Source organism: Rhodococcoides kyotonense, assembly GCF_001645385.1.
Lineage (GTDB): Bacteria > Actinomycetota > Actinomycetes > Mycobacteriales > Mycobacteriaceae > Rhodococcoides > Rhodococcoides kyotonensis_B.
In genome coordinates this window covers 30500-49414 of sequence record NZ_LVHI01000020.1, presented here as the reverse complement: position 1 = coordinate 49414, position 18915 = coordinate 30500, and the positions used below count along the sequence as shown (strand labels likewise).

The 18915-nt window shown below is 66.3% G+C and carries 21 protein-coding genes; 2 read left to right on the top strand and 19 right to left on the bottom strand.

The window, feature by feature from the left end; translation table 11 throughout:
• Window positions 1-134 precede the first annotated feature (134 nt).
• The 4 genes from hemC to A3K89_RS15155 form a co-directional block, all read right to left on the bottom strand.
• Window positions 135-1145, bottom strand: a complete 1011-nt coding sequence (hemC, locus tag A3K89_RS15170) for a hydroxymethylbilane synthase (protein ID WP_254303544.1) — start codon at window positions 1143-1145, stop codon at window positions 135-137.
• Window positions 1142-2524, bottom strand: coding sequence for a glutamyl-tRNA reductase (locus tag A3K89_RS15165; RefSeq protein ID WP_068427427.1), 1383 nt, complete (start codon window positions 2522-2524; stop codon window positions 1142-1144). Before A3K89_RS15165 ends, hemC begins: the two co-directional genes overlap by 4 nt.
• Entirely contained in the window at window positions 2521-3363 is an 843-nt protein-coding gene (locus A3K89_RS15160; RefSeq protein WP_068427424.1) for a redox-sensing transcriptional repressor Rex, read from the bottom strand. Before A3K89_RS15160 ends, A3K89_RS15165 begins: the two co-directional genes overlap by 4 nt.
• 204 nt (window positions 3364-3567) lie before the next feature.
• The gene (locus A3K89_RS15155) at window positions 3568-3849 is read right to left on the bottom strand and encodes a glutaredoxin family protein (protein ID WP_068427423.1); all 282 of its coding nucleotides are present in this window, start codon (window positions 3847-3849) and stop codon (window positions 3568-3570) included.
• A gap of 288 nt (window positions 3850-4137) precedes the next feature.
• Between A3K89_RS15155 and A3K89_RS15150 the strand changes: the two genes are divergently transcribed.
• Window positions 4138-5067 (top strand): HAD family hydrolase, encoded by a 930-nt coding sequence (locus A3K89_RS15150; protein WP_068427487.1) that lies wholly within the window; start codon window positions 4138-4140, stop codon window positions 5065-5067.
• On the opposite strand, the gene A3K89_RS15145 is transcribed toward A3K89_RS15150, so the two are convergent.
• The 11 genes from A3K89_RS15145 to A3K89_RS15100 all read right to left on the bottom strand — a co-directional run bounded on the left by A3K89_RS15145 (window position 5064) and on the right by A3K89_RS15100 (window position 14082).
• Entirely contained in the window at window positions 5064-5552 is a 489-nt protein-coding gene (locus A3K89_RS15145; RefSeq protein WP_068427422.1) for a GNAT family N-acetyltransferase, read from the bottom strand. The genes A3K89_RS15150 and A3K89_RS15145 overlap by 4 nt on opposite strands.
• Before the next feature lie 17 nt (window positions 5553-5569).
• Window positions 5570-6616 (bottom strand): lysophospholipid acyltransferase family protein, encoded by a 1047-nt coding sequence (locus A3K89_RS15140; protein ID WP_068427420.1) that lies wholly within the window; start codon window positions 6614-6616, stop codon window positions 5570-5572.
• A complete protein-coding gene (locus A3K89_RS15135; RefSeq protein ID WP_068427485.1) occupies window positions 6613-7722 on the bottom strand; it encodes an NAD-dependent epimerase/dehydratase family protein in 1110 nt (369 codons plus the stop codon). The genes A3K89_RS15140 and A3K89_RS15135 overlap by 4 nt, the downstream gene beginning before the upstream one ends.
• Before the next feature lie 210 nt (window positions 7723-7932).
• Window positions 7933-8034 carry a 30S ribosomal protein bS22 gene (locus A3K89_RS25480; RefSeq protein WP_003402602.1) on the bottom strand — a complete coding sequence of 34 codons (102 nt, stop codon included), beginning with the start codon at window positions 8032-8034 and terminating at the stop codon, window positions 7933-7935.
• A gap of 262 nt (window positions 8035-8296) precedes the next feature.
• The gene (locus A3K89_RS15130) at window positions 8297-8533 is read right to left on the bottom strand and encodes a helix-turn-helix domain-containing protein (RefSeq protein ID WP_068427418.1); all 237 of its coding nucleotides are present in this window, start codon (window positions 8531-8533) and stop codon (window positions 8297-8299) included.
• Window positions 8534-8660: 127 nt separating this feature from the next.
• Complete coding sequence (gene proC, locus A3K89_RS15125; protein WP_068427415.1) at window positions 8661-9476, bottom strand: pyrroline-5-carboxylate reductase; 816 nt, start codon at window positions 9474-9476, stop codon at window positions 8661-8663.
• Window positions 9477-9636: 160 nt separating this feature from the next.
• On the bottom strand, window positions 9637-10467 hold the full coding sequence (locus A3K89_RS15120; RefSeq protein WP_068427413.1) for a thioesterase family protein: 831 nt from the start codon (window positions 10465-10467) through the stop codon (window positions 9637-9639).
• Window positions 10464-11069 (bottom strand): MerR family transcriptional regulator, encoded by a 606-nt coding sequence (locus A3K89_RS15115; protein WP_068427483.1) that lies wholly within the window; start codon window positions 11067-11069, stop codon window positions 10464-10466. Before A3K89_RS15115 ends, A3K89_RS15120 begins: the two co-directional genes overlap by 4 nt.
• Window positions 11070-11137: 68 nt before the next feature.
• Complete coding sequence (locus A3K89_RS15110; RefSeq protein ID WP_068427410.1) at window positions 11138-11980, bottom strand: sugar phosphate isomerase/epimerase family protein; 843 nt, start codon at window positions 11978-11980, stop codon at window positions 11138-11140.
• Between the two features lie 9 nt (window positions 11981-11989).
• The gene (locus A3K89_RS15105) at window positions 11990-13132 is read right to left on the bottom strand and encodes a hypothetical protein (protein ID WP_068427408.1); all 1143 of its coding nucleotides are present in this window, start codon (window positions 13130-13132) and stop codon (window positions 11990-11992) included.
• Complete coding sequence (locus tag A3K89_RS15100; RefSeq protein ID WP_068427406.1) at window positions 13129-14082, bottom strand: Ppx/GppA phosphatase family protein; 954 nt, start codon at window positions 14080-14082, stop codon at window positions 13129-13131. Before A3K89_RS15100 ends, A3K89_RS15105 begins: the two co-directional genes overlap by 4 nt.
• Before the next feature lie 33 nt (window positions 14083-14115).
• Here A3K89_RS15100 and A3K89_RS15095 point away from each other — a divergent pair, with 33 nt between their 5' ends.
• The gene (locus A3K89_RS15095; protein WP_068427404.1) at window positions 14116-14916 is read left to right on the top strand and encodes a hypothetical protein; all 801 of its coding nucleotides are present in this window, start codon (window positions 14116-14118) and stop codon (window positions 14914-14916) included.
• A 64-nt stretch (window positions 14917-14980) separates the two neighbouring features.
• Here the strand turns inward: A3K89_RS15095 and A3K89_RS15090 are convergent, their stop codons facing one another.
• The 4 genes from A3K89_RS15090 to A3K89_RS15075 form a co-directional block, all read right to left on the bottom strand.
• Window positions 14981-16006, bottom strand: a complete 1026-nt coding sequence (locus tag A3K89_RS15090; protein WP_068427403.1) for an NAD(P)-dependent alcohol dehydrogenase — start codon at window positions 16004-16006, stop codon at window positions 14981-14983.
• A 133-nt stretch (window positions 16007-16139) separates the two neighbouring features.
• Window positions 16140-16829 carry a response regulator transcription factor gene (locus A3K89_RS15085; protein WP_068427402.1) on the bottom strand — a complete coding sequence of 230 codons (690 nt, stop codon included), beginning with the start codon at window positions 16827-16829 and terminating at the stop codon, window positions 16140-16142.
• Window positions 16826-17995, bottom strand: a complete 1170-nt coding sequence (locus A3K89_RS15080) for a sensor histidine kinase (RefSeq protein ID WP_068427401.1) — start codon at window positions 17993-17995, stop codon at window positions 16826-16828. The genes A3K89_RS15085 and A3K89_RS15080 overlap by 4 nt, the downstream gene beginning before the upstream one ends.
• Window positions 17996-18132: 137 nt before the next feature.
• A complete protein-coding gene (locus A3K89_RS15075; RefSeq protein WP_068427400.1) occupies window positions 18133-18888 on the bottom strand; it encodes a phosphoglyceromutase in 756 nt (251 codons plus the stop codon).
• Between the last annotated feature and the right edge of the window lie 27 nt (window positions 18889-18915).

The following is an 18915-nucleotide window of genomic DNA, read 5'->3' as shown; positions in this document are numbered from 1 at the left end:
GCGGGTAGTGCAGTTCGATCGGGGTTGCCGAGCCCCGTTTCGGTATCAAGCGCGCGGTCGCGATGGATTCGCCGCGTACCGGGGGCCGTGAGGCCCTGCGTTTGGCACGTCCGCGTGTGGGTGCAGTGATCGACCTAGACATGCGGTGTTCCTCCGGATGCGGCGGGCTCGGTGACGTCGACGAGGTCGCGTGCGCCGAGATCGAGCAGCTCGCGGGCCAGGTCACGGCCGAGTTCCTCGGCATTGTGAGTCGATCCGACGATCGAGGCCCTGATGGTGTCGCTGCCGTCGATCGCCGCGACGCAACCGCGAACCGACAGTTCGTCGAACACGCGTCCGTCCTCGTCGATGGATTCGACGACCTCGGCGATCGCACCGACGGGGGCGGTACAGCCTGCTTCGAGTTCGGCGAGTAGTCCACGCTCGGCCAGCACGGCCGCGCGGGTGTTCGGATCGTCGAGCGTGCCGATGGCTTCGGCGAGTTCGGTGTCTCCCGCACGGCATTCGACGGCGAGCGCACCCTGTGCGGGCGCCGGAAGCAGCTGCACCGGATCGAGCGATTCGGTGACGACGTCCAGCCTGCCGATGCGGGACAGCCCGGCACGGGCGACGACGACGGCGTCGAGCTCGCCGGACGCGACCTTGCCGATGCGGGTGTCGAGGTTGCCGCGCAGCGGGAGGATGTCGAGTCCCTGGCCGAGTGCGCGCAACTGCGCTGCTCGACGCGGTGCCGACGTTCCGACCTTCGCGCCGGTCGGCAGTTCTCCCAGTACGAGCCCGTCGCGTGCGACGAGTGCGTCGCGGGGATCTTCGCGCGGCGGAATCGCGGCGATGACGAAGCGCTCGTCGGGTGCCGTCGGCAGGTCCTTGTAGGAGTGCACGGCGACGTCGACCTTGCCGTCCGTCAACGCCTCACGCAGCGCCGCGGTGAACACACCGACGCCGATCTCCTGAACCGGTGCCGCCGACAGATCCCCTGCCGTCTTGACGATGACCAGCTCCGCGTCGAGGCCTGCGGCGATCAAGCCCTGCCGCACCGTCTCGGCCTGCGTCGTCGCGAGCAGGCTTCCTCGCGTTCCGACCCGTACTACTCGCTTGCTTTCCTGGTCATTCCGCAGGCTCCACTCCTGCCCCGTCCCGGTCACTCCGACTGTCCCTTCCGGGCATCGGTACGGCTGGCGGTGAAGTCGTCCACGAGTTCCATTCCGTTGATCTCGATCGGGCTGGCGACAGCCTCGACCGTTCCTGGGCTGAGCTCGAACAGCTCACGCAGTGCCGCGGCGTACGAGTCGCCGCCGGGGGTGGTCGCGAGCTGCTTGACCCGCACGGTGGGCGAGTGCAGAAGCTTGTCGACGACGCGTCGCACCGTCCTGGCGACCTCGTCGCGCTGCGGCGAGTCGAGGCCGGGCAGGCGCGACTCGAGGCGCAGGAGTTCGCCTTCGACGACCTCGGCGGCGCGCTGGCGCAGAGCGGTGACGGTCGGAGTGACCTCGGCCAGACGCTGGCCCGCAAGGTATCCGGACAGCTCGGAGGAGACGATCTCGCGGGCCGCGGCCGCGTCGGTGGACGCAGCTCCTGCCGCAGGGTCGCGCTGCAGCGACTCCATGTCGAAGATGTCGACGCCGGGCAGTCCGGCGACGGAATGGTCGACGTCGCGAGGCAGCCCGAGATCGCAGATGGCGAGCGTTCGGCCCGGTTCACGCTGTGCGAGCGCGAGGTGCGCGTCCGCCAGCGAGACGACGGCGCCGACCGCGCCGGTACAGGTGACGAGAACGTCCGCGTCGGCCAGCGCGGCAGGCAGCTCGTCGAGGTCCATGGCCACGGCCGACACTCCCGCGGACGTCGCGGTCTCGGCGAGGTGGTCGGCACGCACGCGGGTGCGATTGACGACGATCAGACGACCGATTCCGGCGCGTCCCAAGTGCGCGACGGCCAGTCCGCCCATCGCACCCGCACCGAGGACGACGGCCGTGCGGCCGGCGAGGGACCCGTCGAACAGGGCGGCAGCGCGATCGAGCGCCACCGAGACGACCGACGCACCCGCCGAGTCGATGCCCGTCTCCGAATGGACCCGCTTGCCGACCCGCAACGCCTGCTGCGCGAGCTCGTGCAACACGCGTCCCGACGCCTGCTGGCTGTCCGACGCGGCATACGCCGTCCGGATCTGGCCGAGAATCTGCTGTTCGCCGATGACCATGGAGTCCAGGCCGCTGGCCACCGCGAACAGGTGCTCGACGGCGGCTTCGCTGTAGCGCACGTACGCGTGCTTGGTGAGCTCGGGGACCTGCAGTCCGGAGTGTTCGGCGAGAATCTCGCCGACCGAGGCGAGTGCCCCGTGGAACGCGTCGACCACTGCGTAGATCTCGACGCGGTTGCACGTCGAGACCACCATGACCTCGGAGATGTTTCCGCCGGCCATGAGCTTGTCGGTCAGCTTGGGACGGTCCGTGTCCGTGATCGCGACACGCTCGAGGACTGCGACGGGAGCGCTACGGTGCGAAATCCCGACGAGAAGGACACTCACGGTGCAATCACCGATCCATTTCTTGTGTTACTGCTGGTAGAACCTGGGGAACTGATGACGCCGGCCGCAACTCCGGCTCCGGGCAGACCGCCCGGCGACACTCTCGGGCCCCGGCTACGTCCCAACCGAGGCGTCGTGGGTAGATCCGGTGCGCCGTGGGCAGCTTCCCTGCGGGAGCTGTTGAACGACAGGACCTGCATCTCGACGGCCAGGTCGACGCGTCGTACTTCCACACGGTCCGGGACGTCGAGTTCCACCGGAGAGAAGCTGAGGATGCACTCGACTCCGCCGGCGACGAACGCCGACGCGACGGCCTGGGCTGCGTCGTCCGGCGTCGCGATGACTCCGATGGTGGCCTCGAGCTCACGACATCCGACCTCGAGAGTGTCGACGTGCCTGACCTGCAGGCCATCGATGTCCAAGCCGACGCGGGCCGGATCGACGTCGAACAGTCCGACCATCGAGAAGCCGCGACGGCCGAATCCGCCGTACCGCGCGAGGGCCTGTCCGAGATTGCCGACTCCGACGAGGACGACCTTGTGGCCGCGGTCGAGTCCGAGGGCGCTCTCGATCTTGGCGCGTAGGCGCATGACGTCGTATCCGACTCCGCGCACGCCGTTGGGTCCGAGGAAGGACAGGTCCTTGCGCAGTTTCGCCGATCCCACGCCCGCGGCGTTGGCGAGTTCCTCGCTGGAAACGATGAGAACGCCGTCGTCGGCGAGGATTCCGAGGACCCGCAAGTAGGTCGCCAATCGGGTCACCGTAGCCTGGGGGATGACGCGTTCGGAACCGACGGATCGCTCGACCGGGGCCGGCACAACCGGGCGCTCTCGGGTCACGTTCCTGGCTCCTCGTCCGAACGGCCGCGACGCCGTTCTTCACGCTGATCCTGCTGATGCTCATGGTGGCGTTCGGCAGGGTTCGTTCCCCGCTGAACTCGCAGGAATCCCTCCTGCGCCTCAACCACGGTAACTGCTTGTGAACGAATGAACAAAGTCGCTGGATCCGTGCTAGAGGTGCCCTCACCTGCAAAGCGAGAGCAATCACACCTTCTTAGGGTGTCCTCGCGCAACCAGATCGGCGCGCAATCGGGGCTCGTCAACCTCCCAGTAACTGTGCTCACGGCCGTCGAGAAGGACGACGGGAACGCGGTCTCCGTACTCGGCGCGCAGGTCAGGCCTGGTCGCCGCAGCCTCGTCGACGTCGATCATGTCGACGGTCAGCCCGTGCTCGGCGCACAACGCGGTCAGAACACCGAGAGCGTCGGCGCAGGTGTAGCAGCCCGCGCGGGTGAGAAGGACCACGGACGTGCGTTCGGATTCCATGCCCCTACTGTTTCACCGGCGCCGCTCGAGACGAACGTCACACCGCATCCTGCCCTCCGTGGCACGTCATCCGCCTGCAGGACGCTCGGTCGGTGACGGTCCCACGGTCTAGGGTTGTGGGTAGCGCTCGAGCAGGGAGGTACGCCGAAGATGATCGACGGGGGTTCCGAGACGCCTGGCACCGATTCGTCCGATGCCGACACGTCCAAGGCAACCGAGTCCGACGCCGCGTCACCCGAGACGGCTGCCGAACTCGACCTGCCTGTGTCCGACGTGCCGGACGCCGACATGCTCGAGACGTCCGACCCGGAGACCGACAAACGGCGCAAACGTCGCTTTCGTAATCCGCTCGGTCCGACCGACGCGCAGGTTCGCGCCAGCGTCGCAGGTGAGGCCAGCGCCGACGCCGCCATCGCGTTGCAGATCGAGGGCGGCAACACCGTTCCCCTCGACCTGACCGCCGCGGCGTTCTTCGACGTCGACAACACGATGGTCCAGGGTGCGTCGATCATCCATTTCGCCCGTGGCCTTGCAGCGCGCAAGTACTTCACCAGTGGCGACCTGGCCCAATTCGCTTGGCAGCAAATCAAATTCAGAGTGAGCGGCAAGGAGAACAGCGACGACGTCGCGAGCGGCCGCGAGAAGGCTCTGTCGTTCATCACGGGCCGGTCGACCGCCGAACTCGCGCGACTCGGCGAGGAAATCTACGACGAGCTCATCGCCGACAAGATCTGGCCTGGCACCGCAGCGCTCGCCCAGATGCACCTCGACGCAGGCCAGCAGGTCTGGCTCGTGACGGCGACCCCGCTCGAACTCGCACAGATCATCGCCGAGCGTCTCGGCCTGACGGGTGCGTTGGGTACCGTCGCCGAGAGCAAGGACGGCATCTTCACGGGTCGGCTCGTCGGCGACATCCTGCACGGGCTCGGCAAAGCGCATGCGGTCCGCACGCTGGCCATCCGCGAGGGCCTCAATCTCAAACGGTGCACGGCGTACTCGGACAGCCACAACGACGTGCCGATGTTGTCCCTCGTCGGAACTGCCGTCGCCGTCAATCCCGACGCCGACCTGCGCGAGCTGGCGAAGAACCGCGGCTGGGAGATTCGCGACTTCCGCACCGGTCGCAAGGCAGCGAAGATCGGCGTCCCGACGGCGCTGGCTCTCGGCGCGGTCGGCGGCGGGCTCGCGGCAGTCCTGGGTCGGCGGAAAGCCGCCTAGAGCGTCAACTGCATCAGCGTCAGATCCAGCCACCGGTCGAATTTGACGCCGACCTGCGGCATCTGCCCGACGGTCACGAAGCCGAACTTCTCGTGCAGTGCGATGGACGTCGAGTTGAGCGATTCGATGACGCCGACGAGCACATGCACTCCCCCGCCACGAGCACGTGCGATCAGCTCCGTCATCAACGCACTCGCGACGCCTCGCCGGTGAAAGTCGCCCTGCACGTAGACCGAATGCTCCATCGTGAGCCGGTAGCCGCTCTTGGGCCGCCACTGCGCGTACGACGCGTATCCGGCGACCCGGCCGTCGATCACCGCCGTCAGGACGGGGTAGCCGGCGCGAAGTCGACCGTCGAGCCACTCCATCCGGTCGTCGAGACCGACTTCCGTCTCGTCCCAGATCGCCGTCGTGTTTCTGATGGCGTCGTTGTGGATCTCGAGGATCGACGGAAGGTCTTCGGTCACGGTGTCGCGAATGAGCATTCGGAGAACACTACTGCTCAGCCCAAGAACACGTTTCTGCGCTTGGCGAGCAGCCGGTACAGGGTGTGCTGGATGGTCTCGCGCACGTGGTCGGTGAGCTCGAACAACACCATCGGATCTTCCGACGCCTGGGCGTCGTACGCGTCGGTCGGGATCGGCTTGCCGAACTCGATGTACCACTTCGACGGCAGCGGAATCAGCCCGAGCGGACCGAGGTGCGGGAAGAACGGCGTGACCGGGAAATACGGCATACCCATCAACCGCGCGAGCGGGGCGATGTCACCGATCTTGGGATAGATCTCCTCGGAGCCGACGATCGAGCACGGCACGATCGGAGCACCTGCACGTAGTGCGGCCGAGACGAATCCACCGCGCCCGAAGCGTTGCAGCTTGTATCGCTCGCTGAACGGCTTGCCGATTCCCTTGAAGCCCTCCGGGAACACCGCGGCGACCTCACCCATCCGCAGCAGTCGTTCCGCATCGGGATTGCACGCGAGCGTGTGGCCCGCCTTGCGCGCGATGGTCCCGACGCCCGGCATCTCGAATGCCATGTCCGCGGCCAACATTCGCAACGGGCGACGCTGCGGGTGATGGTCTCGGACGGCGACGGACGCCATGAGCGCGTCGATGGGAATGACACCGGCATGGTTGGCGACGACGAGCGCACCGCCGTCGTCGGGGATGTTCTCGATGCCCTTGATCTCGACGCGGAACCACTTGTCGAACAGCGGCCGCAGCAAGGGAAGCCAGACCGCGTCGGCGAAGTGCGGGTCGTATCCGAACTCGTCGACCGAGTACTCACCGGCCAGCCGTCGGCGGACGAACTCGGCGGTGCCCGCGATCTGCTCGACCAGTTTGTCCTTGACGGCGTCGACCGGCGACGGCTCCGGCGCCTCGGTGGGCATCGGCAGTGCCGTCGTCGGCGTGATCAGCGGGGTGGGCGGCGACGGCTCGGTGTACGACGACGGATGCCTGCTGCGGCCCTGATCGGCGTGGCCGGCGGGACGCACGGAACGCCCCGACCCACCGCCGTGCAGTGGAATCACTTTGGCCACGTCCGTCACCCTTCCCGTCCTGAATCCGTTGTGGCCAAAGCTCTCCGTGATACGTCTGCCCCCGTCTCGACAGCCGCGAGCAACCGTTTCTCCACCGTGTCGACCCAGTCGACTCCCAGTACGGGCCGTAGTGCGGCGCCCCGGACGAAGTCGTCGAACGCTTGAACCGTGGTCCACCGCGGCTCGAAACCGAGGTCCGACCGCATACGCGTCGTGTCGAGCCCACAGCCGAAGTGGAAATAGTCGAGTTGCTCGGTCGTGAACTCGCGCATCATCCCGCCCATCAGTGCGCGACCCACGCTCTTGAACAACGCGAACGGCACGGGCACTTCGATGCGTCCTGCGCGACGGATTGCCTGCGACAGCATGATCGTGCCGTCCGCGCCGACGTTGAAGGTGCCTGCGGGACCGCTGACCGTGGCCCGCTCGAGCGCCGCGAGCGCGTCTTCCTCGTGCAACAGCTGCATGCGCGCGTCGCGCCCGATGATGCTCGGAATGACGGGTGACGTCATGTATCGCGAGATGGTTCCGTTGAGCCTCGGCCCGATCAGCGGCGCCATCCGCAGGATCGACACGGCGATGTCGGGGCGACGACGACCCAGACCGCGGAGATAGCCCTCGATGTCGATCGTGTCGCGGGCGAACGCACCCTTCGGTGGGCGCCTGGCACTCATTTCCTCGGTGAACTTGGCCGGGTCCTTGGCGCTGCATCCGTACACGGACGACGACGACCGAAGCACGACCTTCTGCACCGTCGGCGACTTCTGACATACCGCGAACAACTGCATCGCGCCGATGACGTTGAGATCCTTCATCGTGGCGCGGCCGCCGGACTTGGGCGGCTTGGTGATGGTCGCCGCGTGCACGACGGTGTCGACGGACGCGTTGCGGATGACCTTTCCGATGAGCGGGTTACGGATGTCCGCACGAACGAATTCCGCCCGACCCATGCGTCGCAGCAGATCCTTGCTCGGTGACCGGGCGTCGACGGCGATGACTCGTTCGATCGACGGATTCTGCGCGAGACGCGTGACGAGATATCCACCCAGGAACCGGCTCGCCCCCGTGACGAGAGCCACTTTCGGCGCTGCCACGCCGCGGTCGATCGAGTTCACCGACACCCCCGTCCCTGGCCGCAGTCTGCCCTACGCGGGTCCTCCCGCAGGCTCCACTCTCAGCAGCCTACTGGAATACCGAGAAGATGCGAGCGCTCACGAAAAGGCACCCTGTGCAGGAAGAATGTATGTGCGGACAACCTGACCGCAGAGCTTCTGCGAAAACAAAAGAGCCCGTCACCGGACGGTGACGGGCTCTTCGGCGAAGCTTTACTTACCGAGTTTCCTGCGCTGCACTCGGGTACGACGAAGCAGCTTGCGGTGCTTCTTCTTCGACATGCGCTTGCGACGCTTCTTGATCACTGAACCCATGGCGGGTATCCCTCACGTTCTTCTCTTGCGTTTCGCGCACGCGAAGTTGCGTACGCCTACCTGGCGCCTCGAACTCCCCCGGCACCCTGTCTGACACGACAAGTTGCCGGCGAAGCCGTCGATTCACCGAGCTGGCGCTCGGGCCTCGTTGTTCGCGGCCCGTTGCAACGGCAGCGACTGGCACGACGGATGTCGATCTTACCGGTGGATCCATCGATCCACGAAACCGGCCCGACTTCCGCCCGTAAGCCGCTGTTCTCCGTCAGCCCGCGTCGAAGTACGACGTCTCGAGGTAGTCGTGTACCGCCTTCGCGTGAACACGGAACGACCGACCTACTCGAACTGCAGGCAGTTCTCCGCTGTGCACCAGCCGGTACACAGTCATCTTGGACACCCTCATCAGCGTCGCCACCTCGGCGACCGTGAGGAATTGCGTTCCAGCTACGGCTGGCTGACCATCCGAGGACGAAACCTTGGACGGCTTGTTTGCAGGCGCCATCAATCCACATACCTCCGGCACGTCTCGCGCGGCAGGCTTCCCCTCCTGCCGAACAGACACGCACGTGCTACCCGTGAGCTTAACGTGACTCGTGGGGTTACTGCGACGGGTGTCGGTAAGAGAATTTCTATTCGGGTGTGATGCCCATCTCAGTGGCCCGGTCGTTCGCAGCGCCCAGAGCATCGAAAAACGCAGCTCGGAGGCCACCTTGCTCCAATTTTCGGACTGCAGCAGCCGTCGTGCCACCGGGCGAAGTGACGGCATATCGAAGTTCTGTCGGCGTTTCGTCCGAACGATCGAGCATTGCCGCCGATCCGACCATCGTCTGAACCACCAGCGCCGACGCGACGTCGCGCGTCAGCCCGAGACCGACACCGGCGTCGATCATGGCTTCGGCGACCAGGAAGAAATAGGCCGGCCCCGAGCCGGACACCGCGGTGACGGCGTCGAGCTGGTTCTCCTTGACGGTGACGACCTTGCCCACGGACGACAGAATGCCGCGGACGAGTTCCAGATGCTCGGCCTTCGCGTAGCGCCCGGGTGCCAGGACGCTGACGCCCTCGCCGACGAGCATCGGCGTGTTCGGCATGACACGGATGACGGGGAAACCGGCAGGGAGCTTCGGCTCGAACTTGACGGTCGGAACACCGGCGATCAGCGACACGATCAGCTGCTCACGTTCGCCGTCCAGGTCGGTCTTCGCGATCTCGGTGACGACGGCCTCGGCGTCGCCCGGCTTGACGGCCAGCACGATCACGTCGGCGTTCTCCGACGCCTCGGAGATGGTGGTCGTCAGGATTCCGTACGTCGACGCCAGCTCTGCGGCCCGCGCCTCGAACTTCTCGGCCACCACCAGGTCACGAACCGCGTGACCCGATTCGAGGAGACCCGCGATCAGCGCCTCGCCGATCCGGCCACCTCCGATTACTGCAATTCTCGTCATGGCCGTAAGCCTGCCACGATGTGGCTGCGCCACCCGTGCGTGGGTAGTTGGTCTCTGTTCCGACTATCCGCGCACGGCGGGAGTGGAGCCTGCAGGAACGACCCGATTTCGGCGGGAGTGGAGCCTGCAGGAACGACCCGATTTCGGCGCCGAAGGCGCCCTATCGCGGGACCATCGCCAGCTGCCTGCTCTGCACGACGACGGCGCCCGTCGAATCCAGGACGAGGTGATCTTCCTCGAACCACGTCCCGCCGATGACCGTGCTGCTCGCGGCCACTCGCAGCCACCCGGGCGCGGGAGATCGCCGCAGATAGGCCGTCAGCTGAACCGTCGGCGCCCATCCGAACATGCCGCGGTTCATCGTGACCGGTGCGCAGATGTCGCCCGTCATGAGCGCGAACAGCACCGCTGTGTCGACGTCTGCCTCGTCGTCGGGACGCGGACGTACCCACATCCGGACCTCCGGCTCGCCTTGCTGGCCTGTCAAGAAATGGGCGGACGACGGATCGATCCGCATCTCGCAGCCCTGCGCGAGGTGCACGATCGACGCCATCGGATGGTCACCACCGATCGCCTGGGTCTCGGCAGGCGGCTCCGCGGGCATCGACGCGAGCGACGACGCCACCTCGTGGCGCGGCGCGTCGGTGTCCGGACGTCCCAGCGTGACGACGGCCCGGACGGCGACGCGTCCGCCCTGGCTCAGCTCGACGTCGACGTGGCTGACCTGCTTGCCGCGCTTGCGGACGATCGTCGCCAGGTCGACGCCACCCGGATCGGGCGCGTTCAGATAGCTGGCGCTGACCGCGAGCGGCTGTAGGTCGTCGTCGGCGAGTTGGGCCTTGGCTGCGGCGGCGCAGGTGGCGAGCAACGTACCGCCGTGCACTTTGGGACCGATCGTCCAGGTGGAGTCGATCACCGCGGCGAACGTGCCCTCGGTGTCGCCGAGGTCGATCGTCGTGACCGTCGTTGCGGTTCGGAACGGGCTGGTCATTGTTCTGGCCTTTCGAGTGCCGAGGCGATGTCGTGATGGGCGAGGCGCCGCAGCGCCGTGATGACGGGTTCGTAGACGGCCGTTCCGATCACCGCGTATTCGACGGCGGCTTCCACGGAGTCCGGCATGAGCGAGAGGTCGTAGTCGGCGATACCGCGGATATGGCGTCCGTACACCTCGAGACGCTCGTCGGTCATCGCAATGCCGACTTCCTCGGCCGCCCGGAGCGCCCGTTCGAGCTGGGCGACCGCGACGAATCTGGGGTCGTAGACCTGTCCCAGCTTCTCCAACGCCGCCTTCGCTCGTGGGTAGTCGGGGACGTCGACGTCGTAGGGCGGCAGTTCGGCGATTGCGCGTCCCAACGTCTCGAACAGAGACGCCTTCGGGTGCTCGATCAGGCGCAGCACTGTCCCGATTCGATCGATCGAGAGTCCGGCGCCGGCCAGCGCCTTAATCAACGCGAGCCGCTCCACGTGCTCGTCGCCGTACGTCGACTGCGTGGCGCTCGTCGGCTTCCCCGGCATCAGCAGGCCTTCGCGAAGGTAGTACTTCACCGTGGCCAGCGGGACACCCGAGGTGGCCACCAGCTCCGACACGCGCACGGGAACCCTTCCCACCAGTTGGATACTTGAACTATCCAACCGACCCTATCGCATGGTCCCCGGACCGATCAGCGCAGGTGACGGCGCGCGAACGCCAGGGCCTGGCCGAGCATCGACGACCGTTCCTGCAGCGTCCTCGCGTTCTGGGTGTTGATCTCGACGACGGCCTGACCGCGGAAGCCGCGTCGCATCAGCTCGGTACACACCTCGACGCACGGCTGCTCACCGTGCCCCGGGATCAGATGTTCGTCGATCGACGCACCACGCCCGTCGGCCAGATGCAGATGCGCGAGACCGTCGCCCATGCGGTTCATGAGGTCGACCGCGTCGGCGCCCGCGGTCGCGGTGTGCGACAGATCGAGCGTGTAGTGGGCGTGACCGGAATCGGTCGGATCGTACGACGGGGCGAACGCCGACAACGCCGCGCCGGGCCCGCCACGTTTCCGCAGCCGAGCCGCCGATCCTTCCTTGCGGCCGAAGAAGCGGTCGGCGCGCATCGGGAACATGTTCTCGACCGCCACGATGACGTCGGAACCCATCTCGAGATCCGCGACCTGGTCGGAGAAGCCGTCGGCGTAGCGCTTCTGCCATCGGAACGGCGGGTGCACGACGACGGTGGCAGCGCCCAGCTTCTCTGCCGCCTGCACCGATCGCTCGAGCTTGGCCACCGGATCCGAACCCCACACGCGCTGCGAGATCAGCAGGCAAGGCGCATGAATCGCCTGCACGGGCACCCCGTACTTCCGCGACAACGCGGCGACGCCTTCGACGTCCTGGCTGATCGACTCGGCCCACACCATCAGCTCGATGCCGTCGTAGCCGAGTTCGGCGGCGAACCGGAACGCAGCCTCGGTGTTCTGCGGATACACCGAAGCGGTGGACAGTCCGACGGCAACCTCAGGCGCGCTCATGACGCCTTGTCAGCCGGTACTCAGTTGGAACGCGAGCGGCCCGAGCGTCACGAACACCCCGACCGCGATCGCGATGACCATGCTGATCATGTCGTCCGTCCGTCGCAGAATGCGCACGACGGCGACCAGTCCGACGATCACCAGCACCGCCAGGATCAGTGCGACCCACGGAAGCATGTCCCACAGCTTCTCGAAGCCCTTGAACAGCAGCGCGCCGACGACGATCGCGACGACACCCTGACCCGCGAGAACGAGCCACTGCTTGGCGGCGTCCTTCTTGGCCGGGGTCGTGGGGACGTCGGAGTCGCCGGAATCGTCCGTGACCGCATCGGTGATCTCGGTGGCCGCGTCGTCGGAATCGGAGGTGCGCGAGGGCTTCTTCTCGAGCTGCGGCTTCTCGTCCTTGTCGACGTCGTCCTTGTCGACGTCGTCCGCGGGACGCTCGACCGCAGGCATCGCGCGAGTGACCGGCTTCGCCGTCGTCGACGTGGTGTCGGCCTTCGCCTCGGGCGTCGAAGCGACCTCGGGCTTCGGCGCGACAGCGGGCTTCGGCGCGACAGCGGGCTTCGGCGCGACGACGGGCTTCTGCGCGACGGCCGGTTTCGGCCGGGCCTGGGTTTCCGACGTCCCGTCGGTCTTGGCCGTGACGTCGGTCTTCGGCTCGGCGTCACGTTCGGATCGATCGGACCGGTTGCGCTGGACGAATCCGGCGGACCGCGAGCGCGACGTGATCGGAACCGGTCGCTGAGACGGGACGGACCCGTACGGCCGTCGCTCGTTCTCGTCGTGCGCCTTGTTCATCAGGTCGCCTGCGGCGGTGGTCGAACCGGACAGCAGTTCCGGCTCGGGCTGCGCGCGCTTGGGTTCGGACGGCTTGGACTCGGCAGGCTTGAACTGAGCCGCCTTGGAGACTGCCGGCGTCGGCTTCGGGGCCGCCTCGGGCTCCGGCGTGATGACGGGGGCCTCACCCGCGGTCGGTTCGTCGCGGACGACGGGGATCTCGCCGGTGAGTTCGGCGACCGAGATGCCGCCCTTCACACCGCGCCGACGTCGGCCGCCCGTGCTGAAGTTGCCCTTCTGCCCGTTACGCGCGAGGAGTTCGGCGACGGAAATCTGCCCGGTGTCCTCCGGGTTCGTGTTGTTCTCGGTCACGTCGTGCTCACCACCAGATCGCCGTCCGTTTCGGTGTCCAGCTTCCGCAAAATCAAACCTTCCCTGAGCGCCCACGGACAGATCTCGATCGTATCGATCGACAAAGCCCGCATGCCCGCCTCTGCTACGAGCGCCCCGGCCACCAATTGCGGTGAGCGGTCGGCGCTGACTCCTTCCAATTCTGCACGGTCCGCCGCGGTCATCCGCGATATGAACGCTATGAGTTGCCTGAGACCGTTCGCCGTCAACGTCCGCGGCACCCGCGGGCCTGCCGCCGACGGTGCCGCACCCGTCAACCGCGCGAGCGAACGGAAGGTCTTCGACGTCGCGACCACGCGGTCGGGCTCGCCTGCGCCGAGCAGCTCCTTGGCCGGTGTCGCGAGTTCCGCGTCGAGCCAGTCACGCAGAACGGCGACGCGCCGCTTGCCGGGCGGGTCGGCGACGAGCCAATCTCTTGTCAGACGGCCTGCACCGAGCGGCAGCGAGAACGCGACGTCCGGATCCTCGTCGCTCCCCGACGTCAGTTCGAGCGAGCCGCCACCGATGTCGATGTTCAGAATGCGTCCTGCGCTCCACCCGAACCAGCGTCGAACCGCGAGGAACGTGAGACGAGCCTCGTCGACGCCGGACAGCGTCTGCAGATCGACGCCCGTCTCGTTCTTCACGCGGGCGAGGACGACGTCGCAGTTGTGTGCGTCGCGGACCGCGGAGGTGGCGAACGCCATCAACTCTTCGCACCCGGACTTCTCGGCGATCGCTGCGAAGTCGCCTACCTCGTTCACCAGGCGTTCTGCACCGGCCGCGGTGATGTTGCCGTCGGCGTCGGTGTTCTCCGAGAGTCGGAGCGTCGCCTTCGACGAACTCATCGGAGTGGGGTGCCCACCACGATGTGCATCCACCACCAGTAGATGCACGGTGTTGCTTCCGACGTCGAGCACCCCTAATCGCACACAACCACGGTACTGGGTCTAGCGTCGTCACTTGTGACAGCAGGTAGCAAGCAGCCGACCTTTGCTGCAGAAGTCGATCTGGATTTTCCCCGCGAGTGGGTGGAATTCCCCGACCCGGACAACTCCGAACACATCATCGCGGCGGACCTGACGTGGCTGCTGTCGAACTGGACTTGCGTGTTCGGCACACCCGCCTGCCAGGGAACCGTCGCGGGCCGCCCCGACGACGGATGCTGTTCGCACGGCGCGTTCCTGTCCGACGACGACGACAAGAAGAAGCTGGACGAGTCGGTGAAGTTGCTCACCGCCGAGGACTGGCAGTTCATGGAGAAGGGCCTGGGCAAGAAGGGCTACGTCGAGTACGACGACCTGAACGACGAGGAATCGCTGCGCACCCGGCGCTACAAGGGCGCGTGCATCTTCCAGAACCGGCCGGGATTCGCCGGTGGAATCGGCTGCGCGCTGCACTCGATGGCGTTGAGGAAGGGCATCGAGCCGCTGACGGTGAAGCCCGACGTCTGCTGGCAGCTCCCCATCCGTCGCACCCAGGACTGGGAAACGCGTCCCGACGGCACCGAGATCCTGAAGACGACGATCGGCGAGTACGACCGTCGCGGCTGGGGCGAGGGTGGACACGACCTGGCGTGGTACTGCTCCGGCTCCCCCGACGCGCACGTCGGCAGCAAGCAGGTGTTCGAGTCGTACGAGCCCGAGCTGACCGAACTGCTCGGTAAGGCGGCGTACGACGAGTTGGCGTCGCTGTGCAGGCGTCGTCGCGGACTCGGGCTCATCGCCGTGCACCCGGCGACGCGTGAGGCGCAGCGGACGAAGTAGGGGCCTTCGGCCCACGTGCGCGAAAATACATAGCGGGCTATACATTCCCACGCACGTAGGGCTGTCAGGGCACGATCACCGCGCGGCCACGGATCCTGCCCGCGTGCAGGTTCTCGTACGCCTGCGGTGCCTCGTCGAGCGAGTACTTCTCGACGTGGATCTGGATCGCACCGCGCTTGGCGAGCTCGACCACCTCGATGAGCTCTGCCCGCGAACCCCAGTTGATGGCTCGGCCGGTGACGTCGAGCGGAACCGTGCGCTGTCCGATCTTCACCGCACCACTCGCGACACCGATCACGACGACGTGTCCGGCCATCGCGACCATTCCTGCCGCGAGGTCGGCCGTCGGCTGAATGCCGACGAAGTCGAACACGACGTCCGCGCCGAGTCCGCGAGTGATGTCCTTGACCGAGTCGGCCGCTGCGGGCTCGGACTTGAACGTGTGGTCGGCTCCGACCTTCTTCGCGAATTCGAGCTGCTCGTCACCGAGATCCAGCGCGACGACGGTCGCCTGCGTCAGGGCCTTCAGAATCTGGATCGCGACGTGCCCGAGACCACCCGCACCGATGACGACGGCCGTCGTTCCCGGCGTCAGCTTCGGCAGCACCGACTTGACTGCGCGGTAGGGCGTCAGGCCCGCGTCGGTCAGGGACACGCTGGTGACAGGGTCGAGGTCACCCAGCGGGACGAGGTGGCGGGCGTCGTCGACGATCATGTACTCGGCCATGCCACCGTCGCTGAAGATGCCGGGCGCGCGCATCCCCTTCTCGCAGTTCATCTCGTTGCCCTGTGCGCACTGGTAGCAGCGGCCACATCCCCACGGCCCGTAGACCAGCACCGACTCGCCGACCTCGACGCCGGTGACGCCGTCACCCACTGCCTCGACGACGCCTGCAACCTCGTGGCCGAGCGTCAGCGGCAGGGGCTTGAAGTAGTACTCCTCCTCGGAGACACCCATGATGAACTCGTCCGAGTGGCAAGCGCCCGCGGCCGTGACGCGGAGCAGAATCTCCGACGCCGACGGGGTGGGCGTGTCGATCTCGACGAGTTCGGGGCGGGATCCGATGGTGCGGTACTGCAGGGCTTTCATGGCAACGCTTCTTCCGTAGTATTCGTCGATTGCAATACTTGAATCTTAAACCTTACGGAAGGGCGACTCGGTCCCCAGGTGCACGAAAATACATAGCCCTCTATGCATTTTCGTGCACGTGCGCCGAAGGCGCCTACCCCTCGAGCTTGTAGCCCAGACCGCGGACCGTGACGAGATGCTCGGGCTTGGCCGGATCCGATTCGATCTTCGATCGCAGACGCTTGACGTGCACGTCGAGGGTCTTGGTGTCGCCGACGTAGTCCGCGCCCCACACCCGATCGATCAACTGGCCACGCGTCAGCACGCGGCCGGAGTTACGCAACAGGTACTCCAGCAGGTCGAATTCCTTCAGCGGCAACGTGATCTGCTCGTTGTCGACCATCACCACATGCCGCTCGACGTCCATGCGCACCGGGCCTGCTTCGAGCACGCCGGTGTCGGCCGCGCCGTCGATGTCGGCGTCGCTGCCGCGTCGCAGCACGGCACGAATCCGCGCGATCAGCTCGCGAGCCGAGTACGGCTTGGTGACGTAGTCGTCGGCGCCGAGTTCGAGACCGACGACCTTGTCGATCTCGCTGTCCCGCGCGGTCACCATGATCACCGGAACACCCGACCGTGCACGCAGCTGCTTGCACACGTCGGTACCGCTCATACCGGGAAGCATCAGGTCGAGCAGAACGATGTCGGCGCCCGCACGATCGAATTCCGCGAGAGCCGAGGGTCCGTCACCGGCGACCGTCGCCTCGAAACCCTCCTTACGGAGCAGAAAGGCCAAAGGATCGGCCAACGATTCCTCGTCCTCGACGATCAGCACGTTGGTCACTGTTTCTCTCTTTCCGTCGACCCGGGGTCGTCTTCCTCGAAATAGGCGGGGATCTGAAGGGTGAAAGTCGATCCGGTGCCGAGCTTGCTCCACAGCGAGATGCTCCCGTTGTGGTTGGCTGCGACGTGTTTGGCGATGGCCAGGCCGAGGCCCGTCCCGCCGGTTGCCCGCGAACGCGCTTTGTCGACGCGGAAGAATCGTTCGAAGACCCGTTCCTGGTCTTCCTTGGCGATGCCGATGCCGCGGTCGGTCACGGCGAAGGCGACGGACTGGCCGCGTAGCGCGCGGCTGACCGACACCGGCGAGCCGTCGGGCGAGTAGGCGATGGCGTTCTGGATGAGATTGGCGAGGGCCGTCACCAGTAGCGCCTGATCGCCCAGCACCTCGAGGCCGCTGGGGTGGTCGGTCGTGACGGTGATGCCGGCGTTCTCGGCGGCGAGCTTGGACCGGTCGAGCGCGGCGGCCACGACGCTGTCGACGTCGACGACCTCGAGATCCGGCAGCTTCTCCGCCCCTTGCAGCCGAGACAGCGCGATCAACTCGGTCACCATGTTGCCGAGCCGCTTCGATTCGGCGACGACCTTTCCACCGAAGTGGCGTACCGAGTCCGGGTCGTCGGCGGATTCGAGAAGCGCCTCGGCGAGCAGACTCATCGCACCGACGGGCGTCTTCAGTTCGTGGCTGACGTTCGCGACGAAGTCCCGACGCGTCGCCTCCATCCGGACCTGCTCGGAATCGTCGTCGGCGAACAGGACGACGAAGCGACTGTCCTCCTTGCTGAGGAGACGTGCGACGGCTTTGACGGCGATCCTGTCGCGTCCGGTGCGTGGATTCTTGGCGGTCAGATCGATCTCGACGGACTGCCCGTCTTCGAGAACTTTCTGCGCCGCCTCCCACGCCCGATCGTCGATGAGGCGATTACGCACGAGGCCCAACTCCTCGGCCCGCGGATTGAACAGGACTACGTCGTGGAACTTGTCGACGACCGCGATCCCGCTCTCCGACGCCAACACGATCAAGTCCAGAACCTGGGACATCGTCAAGCCCGACGACGCTCGTCGCCGCTCCGAATGTCGCGTGTTGATGTACGGGATGAGAACACCGCCGACGAGGTATCCACCGAACGCTGCAGACAATGCCAGCAGGACGGCCGATGCAACACTCACACCGGAATCGTACGTTCGATGGACAGCTCACATACGCAGGGTGCAGGCATTTCCCTGGTCGTCACAGCCCTCGTCGACGATGTTCTTCGTTCGTTCACCTATTGTTCCGGAGAAACGGACTCCCGGAGCGGATCCTGCTACTTGGCACCCTGGTTCGCGACGGCGGCAGCGCCGGCGGCTGCGGCCTCGGGGTCGAGGTAGGTGCCACCCGGGTTCGACGGCACGAGCTTGCCGTCGCCGCCCTCGAAGTCGTACTGCAGCGGGATGCCCGTCGGAATGTTCAGCGCGGCGATATCGGCGTCGGAGATCTCGTCGAGATACTTCACGAGTGCGCGAAGCGAGTTGCCGTGAGCGGCGACGAGGACGTTCTTGCCCGCGCGCAGCTCGGCGACGATGGTCTCCTCGAAGTACGGAATGAGCCGGTCGACGACGTCCTTCAGGCATTCCGTCAGTGGGACGCTGTCCAGATCGGAGTACCGGGCGTCGGCATCCTGGCTGTATTCGCTGCCTGCCTCGATCGGCGGCGGAGGGGTGTCGTAGCTACGACGCCACAGCATGAACTGCTCGTCGCCGTACTTGTCCTTGGTCTCGGCCTTGTTCAGACCCTGCAGAGCGCCGTAGTGCCGTTCGTTGAGTCGCCAATCGCGGACGACGGGGATCCAGTGGCGATCGGCCGCGTCGAGCGCGATGTTCGCCGTGCTGATCGCCCGGCGCAGCAGTGACGTGTACAGCACGTCGGGAAGCACGCCGGATTCTGCGAGCAGTTCGCCTGCGCGCTTGCCCTCGGCCTCGCCCTTCTCCGTCAGGCGGACATCGACCCACCCGGTGAACTGGTTGGATGCGTTCCATTCACTCTCGCCGTGGCGGAGCAGAATCAAGGTTCCGATACTCATGCGGCCAGTTTCTCACGCGGGCGCCCA